At 65.8% G+C, this 17223-nt stretch carries 16 protein-coding genes and 1 pseudogene; 9 read left to right on the forward strand and 8 right to left on the reverse strand.

Annotation, left to right across the window (positions count from 1 at the left end):
- Positions 1-9: 9 nt before the first annotated feature.
- Positions 10-1485, reverse strand: a complete 1476-nt coding sequence (locus BLQ58_RS27580; protein WP_092603632.1) for an amidase — start codon at positions 1483-1485, stop codon at positions 10-12.
- Between the two features lie 119 nt (positions 1486-1604).
- Here BLQ58_RS27580 and BLQ58_RS27585 point away from each other — a divergent pair, with 119 nt between their 5' ends.
- A complete protein-coding gene (locus BLQ58_RS27585; protein ID WP_092603599.1) occupies positions 1605-1907 on the forward strand; it encodes an excalibur calcium-binding domain-containing protein in 303 nt (100 codons plus the stop codon).
- Between the two features lie 26 nt (positions 1908-1933).
- Here BLQ58_RS27585 and fghA read toward each other — a convergent pair whose 3' ends face one another.
- From fghA to BLQ58_RS27605, 4 genes are all read right to left on the reverse strand, one after another.
- Positions 1934-2782, reverse strand: a complete 849-nt coding sequence (fghA, locus tag BLQ58_RS27590; protein ID WP_092603601.1) for an S-formylglutathione hydrolase — start codon at positions 2780-2782, stop codon at positions 1934-1936.
- Positions 2783-2793: 11 nt separating this feature from the next.
- A complete protein-coding gene (locus tag BLQ58_RS27595) occupies positions 2794-3900 on the reverse strand; it encodes an S-(hydroxymethyl)glutathione dehydrogenase/class III alcohol dehydrogenase (RefSeq protein ID WP_092603603.1) in 1107 nt (368 codons plus the stop codon).
- Positions 3901-4023: 123 nt separating this feature from the next.
- Positions 4024-5403, reverse strand: coding sequence for an NTP/NDP exchange transporter (locus tag BLQ58_RS27600; RefSeq protein ID WP_092603605.1), 1380 nt, complete (start codon positions 5401-5403; stop codon positions 4024-4026).
- 29 nt (positions 5404-5432) lie between these two features.
- Positions 5433-6356, reverse strand: coding sequence for an aldo/keto reductase (locus BLQ58_RS27605; protein WP_092603607.1), 924 nt, complete (start codon positions 6354-6356; stop codon positions 5433-5435).
- 232 nt (positions 6357-6588) lie between these two features.
- On the opposite strand from BLQ58_RS27605, the gene BLQ58_RS27610 reads away from it, so the two are divergent.
- The 5 genes from BLQ58_RS27610 to BLQ58_RS27630 all read left to right on the forward strand — a co-directional run bounded on the left by BLQ58_RS27610 (position 6589) and on the right by BLQ58_RS27630 (position 10523).
- On the forward strand, positions 6589-7458 hold the full coding sequence (locus BLQ58_RS27610) for a branched-chain amino acid ABC transporter permease (RefSeq protein WP_092603609.1): 870 nt from the start codon (positions 6589-6591) through the stop codon (positions 7456-7458).
- Positions 7455-8444, forward strand: coding sequence for a branched-chain amino acid ABC transporter permease (locus BLQ58_RS27615; protein ID WP_092603611.1), 990 nt, complete (start codon positions 7455-7457; stop codon positions 8442-8444). The genes BLQ58_RS27610 and BLQ58_RS27615 overlap by 4 nt, the downstream gene beginning before the upstream one ends.
- Positions 8441-9193 carry an ABC transporter ATP-binding protein gene (locus BLQ58_RS27620; protein WP_092603613.1) on the forward strand — a complete coding sequence of 251 codons (753 nt, stop codon included), beginning with the start codon at positions 8441-8443 and terminating at the stop codon, positions 9191-9193. Before BLQ58_RS27615 ends, BLQ58_RS27620 begins: the two co-directional genes overlap by 4 nt.
- Complete coding sequence (locus BLQ58_RS27625) at positions 9186-9905, forward strand: ABC transporter ATP-binding protein (protein WP_092603615.1); 720 nt, start codon at positions 9186-9188, stop codon at positions 9903-9905. The genes BLQ58_RS27620 and BLQ58_RS27625 overlap by 8 nt, the downstream gene beginning before the upstream one ends.
- Positions 9906-10022: 117 nt before the next feature.
- Positions 10023-10523, forward strand: coding sequence for a GNAT family N-acetyltransferase (locus tag BLQ58_RS27630; RefSeq protein WP_092603618.1), 501 nt, complete (start codon positions 10023-10025; stop codon positions 10521-10523).
- A gap of 42 nt (positions 10524-10565) precedes the next feature.
- Here BLQ58_RS27630 and BLQ58_RS27635 read toward each other — a convergent pair whose 3' ends face one another.
- From BLQ58_RS27635 to BLQ58_RS27645, 3 genes are all read right to left on the reverse strand, one after another.
- Positions 10566-10889 (reverse strand): c-type cytochrome, encoded by a 324-nt coding sequence (locus BLQ58_RS27635; protein WP_092603620.1) that lies wholly within the window; start codon positions 10887-10889, stop codon positions 10566-10568.
- The gene (locus BLQ58_RS27640) at positions 10886-12145 is read right to left on the reverse strand and encodes a PQQ-dependent sugar dehydrogenase (protein WP_092603622.1); all 1260 of its coding nucleotides are present in this window, start codon (positions 12143-12145) and stop codon (positions 10886-10888) included. The genes BLQ58_RS27635 and BLQ58_RS27640 overlap by 4 nt, the downstream gene beginning before the upstream one ends.
- Before the next feature lie 152 nt (positions 12146-12297).
- Positions 12298-13479, reverse strand: coding sequence for an ABC transporter substrate-binding protein (locus BLQ58_RS27645; protein WP_092603624.1), 1182 nt, complete (start codon positions 13477-13479; stop codon positions 12298-12300).
- A 312-nt stretch (positions 13480-13791) separates the two neighbouring features.
- Between BLQ58_RS27645 and BLQ58_RS27650 the strand changes: the two genes are divergently transcribed.
- The 3 genes and pseudogenes from BLQ58_RS27650 to BLQ58_RS29360 form a co-directional block, all read left to right on the forward strand.
- Entirely contained in the window at positions 13792-15768 is a 1977-nt protein-coding gene (locus BLQ58_RS27650; protein WP_092603626.1) for a phospholipase D-like domain-containing protein, read from the forward strand.
- 3 nt (positions 15769-15771) lie between these two features.
- Positions 15772-17040, forward strand: a complete 1269-nt coding sequence (locus tag BLQ58_RS27655) for an SEL1-like repeat protein (protein ID WP_254776220.1) — start codon at positions 15772-15774, stop codon at positions 17038-17040.
- 3 nt (positions 17041-17043) lie between these two features.
- A pseudogene (locus tag BLQ58_RS29360) lies at positions 17044-17223 on the forward strand (hypothetical protein); the annotation flags it as partial.

A 17223-nucleotide genomic window follows, 5' to 3' on the forward strand; every position in this document is an offset into this window, starting at 1 on the left:
GTTGCCGTCTTAACCGTCGATGGCCGGCGGCAGCCGGTCGTTGACCCAGTCGCGTGCGCGCTCGTAGGCCGCTGCCAGGCACAGCACGCTCAGGTCGTCGCGTGGGCGGCCGATCAGTTGCATGCCCATCGGCAAGCCCTCCGCATTGAATCCCACCGGCACGCTGATCACCGGGCAGCCCGACAGCGTCCACGCCACCACCACTTCCATCCAGCGGTGATAGGTGTCCATCTGCCGCCCGGCGATGGCCTTCGGCCAATGCTGGTCGACATCGAACGGAAACACCTGCGCGGTCGGTACGGCGATGTAGTCGAACGTCTCGAACGTGCGCAGCAGCGCCTGATACCAGGCACTGCGCTGCGTACTGGCGGCGTAGAGATCGCTGGCCTTGAGGTCGAGCGAACCCTCGATTTCCCAGATCGCCTCGGGCTTCAACTGCGCGCGCGTTGCCGCGTTGTTGTAGAGCGCCAGCCGCGCATTGCCCGTCAAAAAGTGACGATGCACGAGCCACGTCTGCCAGATTTTCTCGGGCGGGTAGGGCGGTTGGATCGCGTCGACCGTCACGCCGAAATCGGGGAAAAAGCGCAGCGCCTGTTCGCACAGCGACAGGATGCCGTCTTCCATCGGCAGATAGCCGCCCCAGTCACCCAGCCACGCCACGCGCTTGCCCGACATGTCCGCATCGAGTACGTTGCCGACGTTTTGCGGCGTCAGCGTGGCCAGCGTGGGGTCTTGCGGCAGTGCCTGCGGCGTGCGGGCGTCCGGGCCGGACTGGGTGGCCAGCAGCAGCGCCAGGTCGGCCACGTTGCGGGCCATCGGACCCTCGCAGCCCAGTTGCGGCAGGAACAGCTCCGGCGCCGGGCCATAGGGAACACGGCCCGCGGACGGCCGGAATCCGAAGACGTTGCAGTACGCGGCCGGATTGCGCAGCGATCCACCAAAATCGCTGCCATCGGCCACGGGCAACATGCGCAGCGTCAGCGCCGCCGCTGCGCCGCCACTGCTGCCGCCCGCCGACCGCGTGGAATCGTACGGATTGCGCGTGGCGCCGTAGACCGGATTGAACGTGTGCGAGCCAAGCCCGAATTCCGGCGTGTTGGTCTTGCCGATCAGGATCGCTCCGGCCTGGCGCATGCGTTCGACGATCACCGAATCGCTGGCCGGCACGTTGTCCTTGAAGATCGGCGAGCCGAACGTCGTGCGGATGCCGCGCGTCATCGCCAGATCCTTCGGCGCCTGCGGCATGCCGTGCATCCAGCTCTTTGATTCCCCACGCGCCAGGGCATCGTCGGCAGCCTGCGCGGCCTGCATCAGCGTGGCGTCGTCCTGCTGCGCCACGATGGCATTGCATGCCGGATTCACGGTAGCGATATGCGCCAGATAGGCCGCCATGACTTCGCGGCTCGATACCTGCTTCGCGTGGATCGCCTCGGATAGCTGGCGGGCGGTCAGCATGACGATGGGGTTGGGGCGGTAGGGGGTCATGGCGGTATTGTGCTGGGTCCAAGGCGTCACGGGAGCCGGTCCGTCGGCCTCGCGGAAAGGTCGGCCGCATGCCGTATCATGGCGCGCAAAAGCAAAAAAGAACAACTCAGGGAGAATCCATGCGCAAGCTGATGCTGGTCGCCGTGCTGTGCGTTGCCGGGTATTACTACTACCAACATCACCGGCCGGCCCCGCTGGAACAGATGGCCGACGCGGTGGCGGAGCAGCCAACTGCACCGGTCGTCGCGCCGCGTTCACAGCCGGTCAGCGCGCCGGCCTTCCGCTGCGAAGGCAAAACCCGCTGCCACCAGATGACCTCATGCGAGGAAGCGAAGTTCTACCTGCGCAATTGCCCCGGCGTGAAGATCGACGGGGACAACGATGGCGTGCCTTGCGAGCGCGAGCACTGCAGCGCCGGCTAAAGTCGGCTCGCCCGGCGTTGCAGTCCTTACAGCCGTTCCGCGTGATGCCGGATATGGTCGGCCATGAAGGTCGAGATGAAGTAATAGCCGTGGTCGTAGCCCGCGTGCCGGCGTAGTGTCAGTGGCTGGCCGGCTTTCTCGCAGGCCGCCTCGAACGCTTGCGGGTGCAGCTGATCGGCCAGGAATTTGTCGGCGAGGCCCTGGTCCACGAGGATACCGGCGGGGAACGGTGCCGATGCCTGTCCGGCCATCAGCGCGCTGGCGTCGTGCTGCGCCCAGCGGCTGCGGTCCTCGCCCAGGTAGCCCGTGAATGCCTTGACGCCCCACGGACATTGCGATGGCGCGGCGATTGGCGCGAACGCCGACACCGATCGGAACCGTTGCGGGTAGCGTTGCGCCAGCACCAGCGCGCCATGCCCGCCCATCGAATGGCCGAAAATGCCGACGCGTGCAGCGTCGGCTGGCAGTTCGCTGGTCACCAGGTGGAACAGTTCGTCCGCCACGTAGCTTTCCATGCGCCAGTGCATGCGCCACGGCGCCTCGATGGCATCGACATAGAAGCCGGCGCCCACCCCGAAGTCCCAGGCATCGGCCTCGCCCGGCACGTGCGCGCCGCGCGGGCTGGTGTCGGGCGCCACCAGGATCAGGCCGTACTGCGCCGCGTACTGCTGCGCGCCGGCCTTGATCATGAACGTTTCCTCGGTGCAGGTCAGGCCGGCCAGGTAGAGCAGGGTCGGCAGCGGCTTCGCGTTGGCGGCAAGCGCCTGCGGCGGCAGGAAGACCGAGAACCGCATCGGCAGCCCGATGGCCGCCGACTGGTGCTGGTAGAAACGCTGGACGCCACCGTGGCAGCCGTGTTCAGACAGCAGTTCCATGGGCCGCTGCCTCAGTACAGGACGACCGAGCGGATCGACTCGCCGCGCTTCATCAGGTCGAAGCCCTCGTTGATGCGCTCGAGCGGCAGCGTGTGCGTGATCAGGTCGTCGATGTTGAGCTTGCCTTCCATGTACCAGTCGACGATCTTGGGCACGTCGGTGCGGCCACGTGCGCCGCCGAACGCCGAACCCTTCCACTCGCGTCCCGTCACCAGCTGGAACGGACGCGTCGAGATCTCCGCGCCGGCCTCGGCCACGCCGATGATGATCGACTTGCCCCAGCCCTTGTGGCAGCACTCCAGCGCCTGGCGCATGACCTGCGTATTGCCGATGCACTCGAACGAATAGTCGGCGCCGCCATCGGTCAGTTGCACGATGTGGTCCACCACATTCTCGACGTCCTTCGGGTTGATGAAATGGGTCATGCCGAACTTGCGGGCCATGGCTTCGCGGCCCGGATTCAGGTCGACGCCGATGATCTTGTCGGCGCCCACCATCCTGGCGGCCTGGATGACGTTGAGGCCGATGCCGCCGAGCCCGAACACCACCACGTTGGCACCAGCTTCGACCTTGGCCGTGAACAGCACCGCACCCACGCCCGTGGTCACGCCGCAGCCGATGTAGCAGACCTTGTCGAACGGTGCGTCGGGGCGGATCCTGGCCAGCGCGATTTCCGGCACCACGATGTGGTTGGCGAACGTCGACGTGCCCATGTAGTGGAAGATCGGCTTGCCGTCGATCGAGAAGCGCGAGGTGCCGTCGGGCATCAGGCCCTTGCCCTGGGTCGCGCGGATGGCCTGGCACAGGTTGGTCTTGCGCGACAGGCAGAACTTGCACTGGCGGCATTCGGGCGTGTAGAGAGGGATCACGTGATCGCCCGGCTTCAGCGAGGTCACGCCCGGGCCCACGTCGGTGACGATGCCCGCGCCTTCGTGGCCCAGGATGGCCGGGAAGATGCCTTCGGGGTCGGCGCCGGACAGCGTGTAGTAGTCGGTATGGCAGATACCGGTGGCCTTGATTTCGACAAGCACTTCACCGGCGCGCGGGCCGTCGAGATCCACCTCTTCGACGGTGAGCGGGGCGCCGGCTTTCCAGGCGATGGCGGCTTTGGTCTTCATGAGGCAACTCCTGTACGAATGGGGTAGGGCGGCATGTGCCGCCAACACGGCAAGAACTATACGGGCATCGGCGCAATGCGGCCAGAGCGGCGCGCGATTATCGGCTGGCCTGGTGGGTGGCCGTCATTGACCTTCCTTTGCCGGCCGGGCCAGCACCGGCGGCGCGGTGCCGGCTTCCGCCACCATCAGCTGGCCTTCATGCCGCCGCCCCAGCCACAGCCCCAGCCATGCCCAGCCGATGGCCAGGGCGGCGCCGGCCAGCGCCACGGTGGCGGGATGTCCGGACAAGGCGTCGATGGCGGTGCGCACCCAAGCGCTGACCGCGTCGCCCGCGCGATAGATCGCGGTGTCGATCACGTTCTTGGCCTTGTACTTGGTCTCGGGGTCGACCACCGTAAACAGCATCTCGCGGCCCGGCCGCAGCATCGCGTATTCGCCCACGCGCCGCACGATCATCGCCGCGGCCAGCACGCCGAACGTGGGCCACATCGCCAGCAGCAGGAAGCCGCCGGTCACGGCCAGCGGCACGGCCGTCAGCAGCGCCGTCACGCCGTAGCGCCGCGCCAGCCGTCCCGAGAAGAAGATCTGCACGAGGATGGTCAGCGCCTGCACCGTGGCATCGAGCGCGCTGAACACCTGCGTCTGCTGCGCCCGCGTGGGAAAGGCCGCCGCCACCAGGCGGGCCTGCTCGAAATACAGGAACGTGCTCGACGTGGCCAGCAGGATCACGAACAGGCTGATGCCGAGCAGGTAGCGCGAGCGCAGGACCATCGACAACCCGGCCCATAGCCCACCGCCGACCGGCTGGGCGGGGTCCTGGGCGGCAGGGCCGCCGTGTGCCATGCCATCGGCCACGCCCGCCCCGAGCCTGCGCCGCCACGCGAACAGATAGCCGACCACGGGGAGCGTGGCGGCCAACAGCGCAGCCGATAGGAGCATCAGGCCGGTCAGGCCAATGCGGCCCACCAGCCAGCCGCCCATGACCGGTCCGGCCAGGCCGCCGGCACTGGCGCCTGCAGCGATCAGCGCGAACAGCCGCCGCGCCTGCTCGGGGCGGAACACGTCGGCCATCAGGCTCCAGGCCACGGATACCACGAACAGGTTGAACACCGACAGCCATACGTAGAACACGCGCGCCAGCCAGACGCTGTCCGGCAGAGCGCGCGTGACCCCGGCAAACGCCAGCAGGTTGGCGATGAAGAACGCGTAGACCCACGGCACGAAGCGCCGGCGTGGCAGCCACTTGCAGCAGGCGCCATAGAACGGGATGGCCGCCAGCATCACCACGAAGGTGGCCGTGAACAGCCATTGCAGGTTTTGCACGCCGCCTGCGATGCCCATCGTCTCGCGCACGGGCCGCAGCATGAAGTAACTGGCGAACAGGCAGAAGAAGAACACGAAGCCGGCCACCACGGCGGCGCGTTCGCCGACGCGCAGGCCCAGCACGGTGCCCTGCGGCGGTTCGTCGGGTCCGGTGTCGGGGGACGGGTCCGGTGTGTGCATGCGCCGATCGGAGCCGGGCGTCAGCGGGATCAGGCCAGCGCCGCGGCGATGCGCGCGCGTTCGCGGGTGTCGGGCATGCGTCCGAATGCCGCGCCCAGGTTGTCGGCCATGTTCTTCGGCTTGGAGGTGGCCGGGATGGCGGCCGTCACGGCGGGATGGCTGACGATGAACTTCAGGAACAGCTGGGCCCACGACGCGCAGTCCACCTCGCCGGCCCAGTCGGGCACCGGCTTGCCGCGCACCGCCGAAAACAGCCGGCCGTCCTGGAACGGGCGATTGACCAGCACGGCCACGCCGCGTTCCTCGCACAGCGGCAGCAGCGTGTTTTCGGCGTTGCGCTCGCCCAGCGAATAGTTCACCTGCAGGAAGTCGAGCTTTTCGCTGCGCAGGATCTGCGCCAGTTCCGCGTGCGCATCGTCGCGGTAGTGGGTGATGCCGATATAGCGCGTCTTGCCCTGCTCCTTCCACTGCCGCAGCAGCTTCAGGTTGTCGCGCCAGTCGATCAGGTTGTGCACCTGCAGCAGATCGACGCTGTCCGAATGCAGCTCCGCGCGGGATCGCGTGAACTGCGCCATGGCGTTGGCTGCACTGGTGGATATCTTGGTGGCCACGAACACCTTGCCGCGCGCGCCGGCGTCCTGCAGCAGATCGCCGGTCACGGCCTCGGCGCTGCCGTAGCTGGGCGCGGTGTCGATCACGGCCTTGGGAATGCGCTGCAGCAGCGCGGCCAGGACTTCGGTCAGCGCCGCGCGGTCGTCGCTGCCCCGGCCCACATTGAATGTGTCGGCCGTGCCCATGCCGATCACCGGCAGCGCCTCGCCCGACGCCGGCACCTTGCGGCGCATCGGTGCTTCCACGGTGGCGGCTTGCGCGGCGGCGGCCAGCGCGGGCCCGGCCGGCAGCGCGGCCAGCCCGGCGGACATCCCCAGAAAGGTGCGGCGGTCGATTGGCATGACGGTTCGTCCCTTGGCGGCGGTCCGAATGACCATAACGCGTGCGACAGTCGATGTAAACCCAACGCTCCCGAGAGCCACGGGGCCAACCCGCGTGGCGTCCGGTCCGGCGACAGGCGCCGCCCGGGTCCGGCCCGATTGCAAAAAAGCGGCGCCCACTGAACAATCGGCGCGGTATTTCCCCAAGCCGCAGCGATCATCCACCCCATCCACCCATACCGAGGACCGGATCGTGATTTCGAGCTTGCCCGGCGTGCTGTTCGACGGCGTGACATATGGCAGCCTGCTGTTCCTGATCAGCATCGGCCTGTCCGTAACGATGGGGCTGATGAACTTCGTCAACCTGGCGCACGGCGCCTTCGCGATGCTGGGCGGCTACGTGGCCGTGGTGCTGATGAACCGGCTGGGCGTGCCGTTCCTGACGGCGCTGCCGGCGGCCTTCCTGGGCGCCGCGCTGGCTGGCTGGGTGCTGGAGCGCACGCTCTATCGGCGGCTGTACCGGGCCAGTCATCTTGACCAGGTGCTGTTCTCGATCGGCCTGACCTTCATGGCAATGGCTGGCGCCACATGGTGGTTCGGCCCCGGCCAGCAGCCGGTGGTGCTGCCGGCCTTCCTGATCGGGCAGGTCAGGGTGGCCGGGCTGGACCTCGGTGCCTACCGCCTGTTCCTGCTGGCGGTGGTGATCGTGATCACGCTGGCACTGGGCTGGCTGGTGGCGCGCACCCGCTTTGGCGCGCAGGTGCGCGCGGCGGTGGATAACCAGCAGGCCGCCAGCGGCCTGGGCATCGACGTGGGGCGCGTATTCAGCCTGACATTTGCGCTGGGTTCCGGTCTGGCGGGCCTGGGCGGCGGCCTGGGCATCGACGTGCTGGGGCTCGACCCGTCGTTTCCGCTCAAGTACATGGTCTATTTCCTGCTGGTGGTGGCGGTGGGCGGCGCGGGCAGCATTCGCGGGTCGCTGGTGGCGGCGGTGGTGCTGGGCGTGGCGGACGTGGCCGGCAAGTACTACGTGCCCGCGGTGGGCGCCTTTGTCATCTACGCGATGATGGTAATGCTGCTGGTGGCGTTTCCGGCCGGCCTGTACGGGAGGCGCGCCGCATGATCCGTCACCGCCTTGCCGATGGCCGCTGGCACCGGGCTGAAATCGTCTTCTGGCTGCTGCCGGTGGCCGTGTTCTTCGCGCTGCCCGACTACCTGATCCTGGGCAGTCAGATTCTGATTACCGGGCTTTTCGCGCTGTCGCTGGACCTGATCCTGGGCTATGCCGGCATCGTGTCGCTGGGCCATGCCGCGTTCTTCGGGCTGGGTGCCTACACGGCCGGGCTGCTGGGCGCGCATGGCTGGGGCGAGCCGGTCTCCGGCCTGCTGGCTGCCGCGGCGGTGGCGGCGTTTGCCGGCTGGCTCTGCAGCTTCCTGGTGGTGCGCGGCGGCGATCTGACGCGGCTGATGGTCACGCTCGGCATCGGCCTGATGTTGTTCGAGGCGGCCAACAAGGCGGCCTTCCTGACCGGCGGCGTCGATGGGCTGTCCGGCGTGACCATGCGCCCGCTGCTGGGCATGTTCGCGTTCGATCTCTACGGCAAGACGGCTTACGTCTACAGCCTGGTGGTGCTGTTCGCGATGTTCGTGCTGGTGCGGCGCACCGTGGCGTCGCCGTTCGGCTTGTCGTTGCGTGGCGTACGCGAAGGCGCGCGGCGCATGCCCGCGCTGGGCGCCAATGTGCCCCGGCGCCTGCGCGCGGCCTTTACCGTGTCGGCGGCCATTGCCGGGGTGGCCGGCGGCCTGCTGGCCCAGACCACGCAGTTCGTGGGCATGGACGTGCTGGGCTTTCCGCGCTCGGCGGAGTTGCTGGTCATGCTGGTGCTGGGCGGCACGGGGCGTCTCTATGGGGCGCTGATCGGCGCGGCCCTGTTCATGATTGCGCAGGACGTGCTGGCCGGCATCCATCCCGTGTACTGGCAGTTCTGGATCGGCCTGCTGCTGGTGCTGATGGTGCTGTATGCGCGGGGCGGGGTGATGGGGGCCATAGGGGCCTGGACGGCGCGTCGCCGGGCCACTGCCACGCGCGAACAGGGAGCCGACGCATGACCGCCACGCTGCGTACGGAAGGGCTCTGCAAGTCCTGGGGCGCATTTGCCGCCAATACCGATATCTCGCTGACATTCGTGCCCGGCGAGCGCCATGCCCTGATCGGGCCAAATGGCGCGGGCAAGACCACGTTCATCAATCTGCTGACGGGCGCCCTGCCGCCGTCGGCAGGACGCATCTGGCTGGGCGAGCGCGATATCACGTCGCTGCCGCAGCACGCGCGCGTGAAGCTGGGCATGACGCGCACGTTCCAGATCAACACGCTGTTTCCGGGGCTGACGGTGCTGGAGTCGGTGGTGCTGGCGGTGGCCGAACGCACCGGCGCATCGCGGACGTGGTCCCGCACGGTGGCATCGCAGGCGGCACTGACGGACGAGGCCATGTCGGTGCTGGCGCTGCTGCGGCTGGAGCACGACGCCGATACCGAGACGCGCCAGCTGCCCTACGGCAAGCAGCGCCTGCTGGAAATGGCACTGGCGCTGGCCACCCGGCCGTCGATCCTGCTGCTGGACGAACCGGCGGCGGGCATCCCCGCAGGCGAGAGCGCCGAACTGTTTGCCGTGATCGCGGGCCTGCCGCGCGAGATCACGATTGTCTTTATCGAGCACGACATGGACCTGGTGTTCCGCTTTGCCGAACGCATTTCAGTGCTGGTGGGCGGGCGGTTGCTGACGGAAGGCACGCCGGCCGAGATTGCTGCCGACGCGCGCGTGAAGGAGGTCTATCTGGGGGAGGCCGCCCATGACTGAGCTGCTGCGTGTGGCGGGCCTGAGCGCGGGTTACGGCGATGCCATCGTGCTCGAACAGGTCGACCTGACGCTGGCCGCGGGCGACAGCCTGGCGCTGCTGGGCCGCAACGGCGTGGGCAAGACCACGCTGCTGGCCACGCTGATGGGCATGACGCGCGTGCGCGGCGGCCAGCTGAACTGGCGTGGCGGCGATTTGGCGAAAATGCCATCGCATCGGCGCGCGCAGGCGGGCATCGGCTGGGTGCCGCAGGAACGCTGGATCTTTCCGTCGCTGACCGTGGAAGAGCACCTGACGTCGGTGGCGCGGCCGGGGCCCTGGGATATCGCCGGTATCTATCGTATTTTTCCTAGGCTGGAGGAACGGCGCCGCAACCTCGGCAACCAGCTGTCGGGCGGCGAGCAGCAGATGCTGGCGATTGCCCGCGCGCTGATGGTGAATCCGGCCCTGCTGTTGCTGGACGAGCCGATGGAGGGCCTGGCGCCGATCATTGTGCAGGAACTGCAGCGCGTGATCGCGGGGCTGATTGCCAATAGCGGGATGGCCGTGATCGTGGTGGAGCAACATGCCCGGCTGGCGCTGGCAATGACCCGTCAGGCAATGGTGCTGGATCGCGGCAGGGTCGTGCATCGATCGGACAGTGCCAGCCTGCTGGCCGACGGGGCGCTGCTCGACCGCCTGGTGACGGTGCGCCAGGGCGATGGGCCGCGCTAGACGTTGGCCAGTTTTTTCGGATTCGTCTTATTTCGATGGCATGGCGTGCCGGGCAGAATGGCTGCTCCCGCAGCGTGACCTCCAAACTGCCACACGAACCCCTTTCAGACCGCTGACATGGAAATACGCCCGATCGAGCCCGATGACCTGGAACGGATTTGCCGCCACCGCGAGGCGATGTTCCTGGAGGCCGGCTTTGCCCCGGACACCCTGCGCACGATGACGCGGCATTTTCGCGACTGGCTGCGCCCCCGGCTGGCCGATGACACCTATTTTGGCCTGCTGGCGCTGGACGGCGGCAGGGCGGTGGCCGGCGTCGGGCTGATGCTGATCGACTGGCCACCCCATCCCGCGCATCCGGATCACGACAAGCGCGGTTATGTCCTGAATGTCTATGTCGAGCCGACCCACCGCCGGCGCGGCCTGGCCCGGCAACTGATGGCGCTGGGCGAGGACGAACTGGCGCGGCGCGGTGCCACCTTCACGATCCTGCACGCCACGGAGGCCGGCCGGCCGCTGTACCAGCAGGAAGGCTGGCGCCAGACGTCGGAAATGTCGAAGGTCATCGCCGGCACCGTGCCGCCGCCGGGCGGCGGGCGGGCGCCTTCGGGCACGTGATCGTGCCCGAAGGCTGCCGGAATACGACAGGGCGAGGGCGCGCTACGGCTTGAGACCGCTGTAGAAGGCTGCCAGGTTGGCGATGTCGGCGTCGCTGAGCGGCTTGGCCATCATCGTCATCATCTCGTCCTTGCGGGCGCCGGTCTTGTAGTCCCTGAGCGCCTTCACCAGATACTGCTCGACCTGGCCCGCCAGATTGGGCGCCTCGGGCAGTTTCGACTTGCCGTCGAGCCCGTGACAGGCCTGGCACTGCATGGCCTTGGCCCGGCCGGCCTGGGCGTCGGCGGCCAGTGCGGGGGCGCTGGCCGATACCAGAACCCAGCCCGCCAGCAGCACCGGCGCTGGAATACAGAGTCGCCGGGTCATTTCGCGCCCGAGTACGAGATCCGGTAAATGGCGCCGGCGAAGTCGTCCGAGACCAGCAGCGAGCCGTCCTGCAGTTGCTGGACGTCTACCGGGCGGCCCATGTACTCGCCATTGGGCGTGAGCCAGCCTTCGGCGAAGATCTCGGTCTCGCCAACGGTGCCGTCCGACTTCACCGGGGTGTAGACGATCCGTGCGCCGATCGGCTTGGTGCGGTTCCAGGAGCCATGCTCGGCCGCGAAGACGCCGCCCTGGTACTTGGCCGGGAACATCTTGCCGGTGTAGAACGACATGCCCAGGTCGGCCGCGTGGGGCGCGTATTCCACCACCGGGAAGACAACGTCCTTGGGCGGCTGCTGGTCCTTGTACTCCGCGGTGCGCACCTTGCCGCCGCCATACCACGGAAAGCCAAAGTTCTGGCCCGCCTTGGTCGCGCGGTTCAGCTCGCCGGGCGGCTGGTCGTCGCCCATGCCGTCCACCTGGTTGTCGGTGAACCAGAGCGTCTTGTCGGCCGGATTGAAGTCGAGCCCGACCGAATTGCGCACGCCACGGGCATAGACCTCGCGGTTCTTGCCGTCCTGGCCGATGCGGATGATGCCGGCCAGGCCGTTCTTGTCCATCGCGGCCAGCTTGTCCTTGGGCGGCACGTTCCACGGCTGGCCCAGCGCGATATAGAGCTTGCCATCGGGGCCCACCCGGCACGCACGGGCGCCGTGGTTGAAGCTCTCGAATTCGGTCGGGATCAGCTTGCCCTGCGGCACCACCACGGCAGCGGCCACGTCGGGCCCGCCTTCGCCAAAGAACTGGGCGGCGGGGAAGGCCAGCACGCGGTTCTGCTCGGCCACGTAGAGCACGCCATCCGGCGAGAAGCACACGCCGTTGGGCACCTTCAGGCTGATGGCACTGGCGAACTGGACCACGTCATCGGCCACGCGGCGCTTGGTGCGGTCGGTCACCTGCCAGACGCGGTTCTTGCGCGTGCCGACGAACACCACGCCGGTGGACGGCTCGATGGCCATATGGCGCGCCTCGGGCACCACGGCATAAAGTTCGATCTTGAAGCCCGGCGGCAGCTTGATGGCCTTCAGGTTCTCGCGCAGTGCATCGGCATGCTTGCCGTCCTGGGCGATTTTCTCGGCGGGCGCGGCCCCGGTCTGCTTGAAATTCTGGAGCTTCTGCAGGTTGTCGGTGGGGGCTGCGAGCAAGGGGGAAGCGGCCACGGCCAGCAACGCGGCCAGGGCAACGGCTGAGCTCTTCATCGTGATGTCTCCGGAATTCTTGTCATGTGAGGGCGCGGACAGGCGCCGCCAGACAAGGTTAGGTCAGCTTTTCCCGCAAGGGAATTGCACAATCCTGACTTCGCGATGAAAGATTTCGACAGCGGGGGGCACCCCCGCCCAGGGCCGGACGCCTACTTGCCCGAGTCCTTGACCCCTTCGAACTTGTCGAATTCGACGTTGTAGAGCTCGCCGCCCACCTTTTCCACCTTGCGGATATAGACGGTCTGGATCACATCGCGCGTGGTCGGGTCGATCGTGATCGCGCCGCGCGGGCTCTGGATCTTCATGCCTTTCAGGGCCGCCAGGAACTTGTCGCCGTCGGTGGCGCCGCCGGTCTTCTTCAGCGCGTCGTAGATGGCGGCCATGCCGTCGTAGGCGGCCACCGCCATGAAGTTAGGGCGGCCGGCGCCCGGGTTGGCATCGGCAAAAGCCTTCAGGAAGGCCTTGTTTTCCTTCGAATCGTGCGCCGCCGAGTAATGGAACGACGTGATCACGCCCAGCGTGGCGTCGCCCATGGCCGGCAGCACGTGGTCGTCGGTCAGGTCGCCGGTGGCGATCACGCGGATCCCGGCGTCGGCCAGCCCGCGCTCGCGGAAGCCCTTCATGAACGCCACGCCCTGCTCGCCGGCCGGCAGAAACAGAAACACCGCCTCTGGACGGGCGTCTTTGATGCGCTGGATGAATGGCGCGAACTCGGGGTTGCGCAGGGGCACGCGGATCGATTCGACGATCTGGCCGCCGCCGCCCAGGAAATTGGTCTTGAACGCGGTCTCGGCGTCGATGCCGGGCGCGTAGTCGGCCACCAGCGTCACCACCTTCCTGACGTTGTGGCGCACCGCCCACGTGGCCATGGGGGCGGAAATCTGCGGCAACGTCATCGACACGCGCGCGATGTAGTTCGACTTCGTGGTGATGACCGACGAGGCCGCGTTGAAGACCACCATGGGCTTTTTGGCCTGCTCGGCGATCGGCGCCACGGCCAGTGCCTCCGGCGTCAGGCCGAAGCCGGCCAGGATGTCCACCTTGTCGCGTACCACCAGTTCCTGGGCCAGCCGCTTGGCCACCTCGGGCACCGGGCCAGTGGTGTCCTTGACGATGATCTGGACCTTGCGGCCCGCCACGGTGTCACCGTTCAGCTTCTGCCAGGCCTTGATGCCGCCTTCCATCTGCTTGCCGTAGTCGGCAAAGCTGCCCGAGAACGGCGCAATCAGCCCAATCCTTACCGGTTCGGCGGCGTGGGACAGCGGGGAATGCGTGAGAAGGGCAAGGGCGCCGCACGCCATCATGGCGCGCCGTAGCGGACTGAACGTCATGGAGGTCTCCCGGAAGTGCAGCATCGGACGGCTGCATCGATCAGGGAGTGTAGGAGGGGCGCGGGCTTTGTGCTACCCGGGTTTTTTCTCCCCCTCCCTCGGATTTAACTTGATCCCGCTTCCGATTTATCCGTGAGCCGTGGCAAGCAGTCCTGTCCGGAGGTCGATCGCTTCATTTTCATCAATCGTATTACGACGAAAAGCGGCAGCCATTGCGTCGAGTTAATGCCTGGCTTTGTCAGCAACTTCCCGAGGCGGAGTCGGTGTAGGGTGCCTCGCGCCCCAGCCTCTCACCGACAAGGAGCCGCCAACATGAGTCGGAATCCCATCACGACGCCGATTGCGCTGTCGCGCACGCGCACGGCCACGATCGCCTTGAAGTGGTTTGTGGAACGTTCGGAATATGACCCGGCGCAATGCACGTTCAAGCCGCTTGTGAACGGCGAAGAGGCGTTTGGCGAGGTATACGACGCCATCCTGGCCGCACGGCGCTCGGTGGACATCATCTGCTGGGGTTTCCAGCCCTCGATGTACTTCAAGCGCGGCCATGCGGATGTCATGACCATCGGCGAGCTGCTGGCGCACAAGGGCGCGCAAGGCGTGAAGGTTCGTCTGCTTTGCTGGCAGGACGACCTCGCCGTGGCGGCCTGGAGCGAAAACAACGCACCGGGCAACAACCTGGCAACGTACGTCAAGCCGCACTTGCCTGACTGGATGGTGTCGGGCATGGCGCAACGCGACTACCAGAGCAAATTCCAGCGCGAGTTCGACCGTGCATGGTATGCGCGCGCCAATGGAAACAACGTGACGCGAGGGGGCGGTCTGGACGAGGAAGCGGCGCGCCGGGTGCTGCGCCAGATGGCCCGCGCAGCGGGCACGACGTTACCCGGCATCGAATTCGCGACCCGCGGCTTCTCGCTTTGGGACCGTGCGGAGATCGCCTACCGGACCTTGCTGCAGGGCGACCACAAGGAGAGCGACGGGCGTACCAAAGCGAAAAACGCGGCCGTCATGACCGCCATTCCCACGCATCATCAGAAGATGGTGGTGATCGACTATGAGGAGCCCGAGCATGCCGTGGGCTTCGTCATGGGCCACAACATGCTCGATACCTACTGGGACCGGGACGACCACAGCTTCCATCGACAGCACCCGAGACTGGGCCGGAACGGTCTGCACCCCCGGCAGGACATTTCTGCCCGCGTCGCAGGCCCGGTGTTGAAATACCTCAACAAGAACTTTTGCGAAGCGTGGGATGGCGCGACGGGCCAGCGGCTGACGGAGGTGAGGCAGCCCCTTGCCAGGCGCCTCACGTTGCGGCGCGACGGCAACACGCCGGTGGTGGGGCAGCTGCTGCGGACCAATCCCGAGGGAAACCGGTTCGATATCGAGTCCCTGTACCTGCAGGCGGTGAACAACGTCACGCGATTCATCTATATCGAGAACCAGTATTTCCGGCTGCCGATGCTTGCCGAGAAGATCAAGCAGGCGGTGGCGGCCCAACTGCGCGGCGGCCGCGACCTGAAGAAGCATGGCCCCATCTACCTGTTCGTGGTGACCAATTCGAGCGACGAAGGGATGGGTCCGGGGGCACTGAAGACATACCGGATGCTGGAGGCGCTGGGCAAGGCCGACGCGATGCCGGCCGTGGCGAAGCTGGAACGCGAGGACGCGCGCCAGGCCGATCTGCGCCGCCAGCACAAGGAGGCAGGCGCGCAAGCCAGGGCCGCTAAACAGGATATGGACGAGGCGAATGACCTGGCGCGTATCGACAAGGCATTCGCCATCAAGAGGCTGCACGAGGCGCGGGAACGCTTTGGCAAGGCGCGCCAGAAACAGGCCGATCTGGAAGCGGAAATGGCCAAGCCCGCCGAGGAAGTTGGACCGCCACCCGAAATCGAAGGACTCAAGGTGCATGTCTGCACGCTGGTGGCACCCGATTCTCCGCCCGGCAAATGGGATTACGTGTACGTGCATTCCAAACTGATGATCGTCGACGACGTATTCATGACGCTGGGCTCCGCCAATATCAATACCCGCAGCATGATCGGCGATAGCGAATTAAATATCTGCCACGAACATTCTGGGGTGACCACGCCATTACGCAGACGGTTATGGGCGATTCATACGAAGGGGATGGGGGCGCAGGAGGATGTGGGGGAGGCGTTTGAGGCGTGGAGGTCTATTACTGACAAGAACTGGAAATTTTGGATTTCCGGGAGAGAAATTCCCTACGCGTCACTCGTGCGGTTTTACAGAGATTCACCGAAACGCACCAATCTGGATTGACCGATGAGAATCGTCATTATTTTTACTCTTCCCCTCGCTTTTTTACTGGGTTCGTGTTCGAAAGAGATACCTGCCATGTCGTCATTGCCCGATGTCAGTAGTGTAAGAATCAATCTCGCCTTTGATTGTGCTCATGAAAATAAAGTCTTGCCCGATATCGATCCGGACGCCGACGCGCTATTTCGCTACGCCCGATATTTGCAAAAGAAGCAGGGGCCGAAAGATTATGAGTCGATGGCGGTCTACTATCGTATCGCGGCAGCACATGGCCACTACAAGGCAAACCGGAATCTGCAGAATTTGCTGGCTTACGGTCAGGCATATTCACCGTTTCGGTCCAAGGAGGTGATCGATCTTGCCAATCAATTAATTGAACTCGGAGTACCTGGCGGATACTACGATATCGGTCACTATCTGGAAATCGGTTATGGGTTGAAGCAGGACAGGGAGATGGCGCTGCGCTTCTTTCGAAAAGCGGCGGATTTAGGTAGCCCTGACGCCCAGTTCTATGTCGGAGAGTTGCTTGCGCCCTGGGACAAGGCCCCAGAAGTTTCCGAGCAGATGTGGCAGTGCGCGTCGGACCAGGGATTCGCCAAAGCTTCACGGATGCTTGGAGTGAGCCTGCAAACCGACAGGAAATACACCCCAGCAGTAACGGCCTTCCAGCAAGGGGTCATGGCTGGGGACTCGTCGTCTGCGTTCGCATTGGAGCACGGATTTGAAGGGCCACCACAGACTGACAGACTCTATTACCTTTCATTGAAAGCAGACCCGGAGCGTTCCCTTCGATACAAGCAGATCGGAAAATTCCTACGAAACTACGAACACCTCAATCCCAAAATCCCCGACATCGACCAAATCGTCCCGTTGCCGCCGGCCAAGCTGCCGCCGTGGGACGGCACATTCCAGTGGGTACGGGAGCATGACGCTGCGGTGCCGCCCGAGAAGCCGTCCGAGGAACTGGTCAATCGTCTGAGCCAGGCAAAGAATCTCGATCCAGCGACTGGTTTGCCGCTGCCACCGCCACCGAAACTGCCGTTGGGTACCCGCGCCAAAACCGGTCAGCCTTGTCCGGAAAGCGGTATCTGGTGCGTGCCGGAGGCTGCAACTGTATTTGCCGGGGCAACGCGGCATTTCCGCAAGGGTGACGTCCTGCCGGAATTCGAGATGCCCAAGCCTCGCCGGCTGTCATGGCTGGACGACCTGCTGGGGGAGCGGGTCGCGTACTGGAACGTGTCGTGGAAGCTGATTTCGTACGACGAGAAGGGTTGAATCATGTCGATATCGAATCGCTGTCTGCAACCCGTCGTCGGTCTGGTTCTTCTCGCCGGCTTGCTGGGCGCCTGCTCGAGCCAGACCACCGAATATCCGCCGTTGCCAGATGTCAGTGCCGTCCGGACGGACCTCGCCTTCACATGCGCACACGAGGCCAATGTCCTGCCGCCACTGGACGGC

The sequence above is a fragment of the Ralstonia sp. 25mfcol4.1 genome, assembly GCF_900104095.1.
Classification (GTDB): domain Bacteria; phylum Pseudomonadota; class Gammaproteobacteria; order Burkholderiales; family Burkholderiaceae; genus Cupriavidus.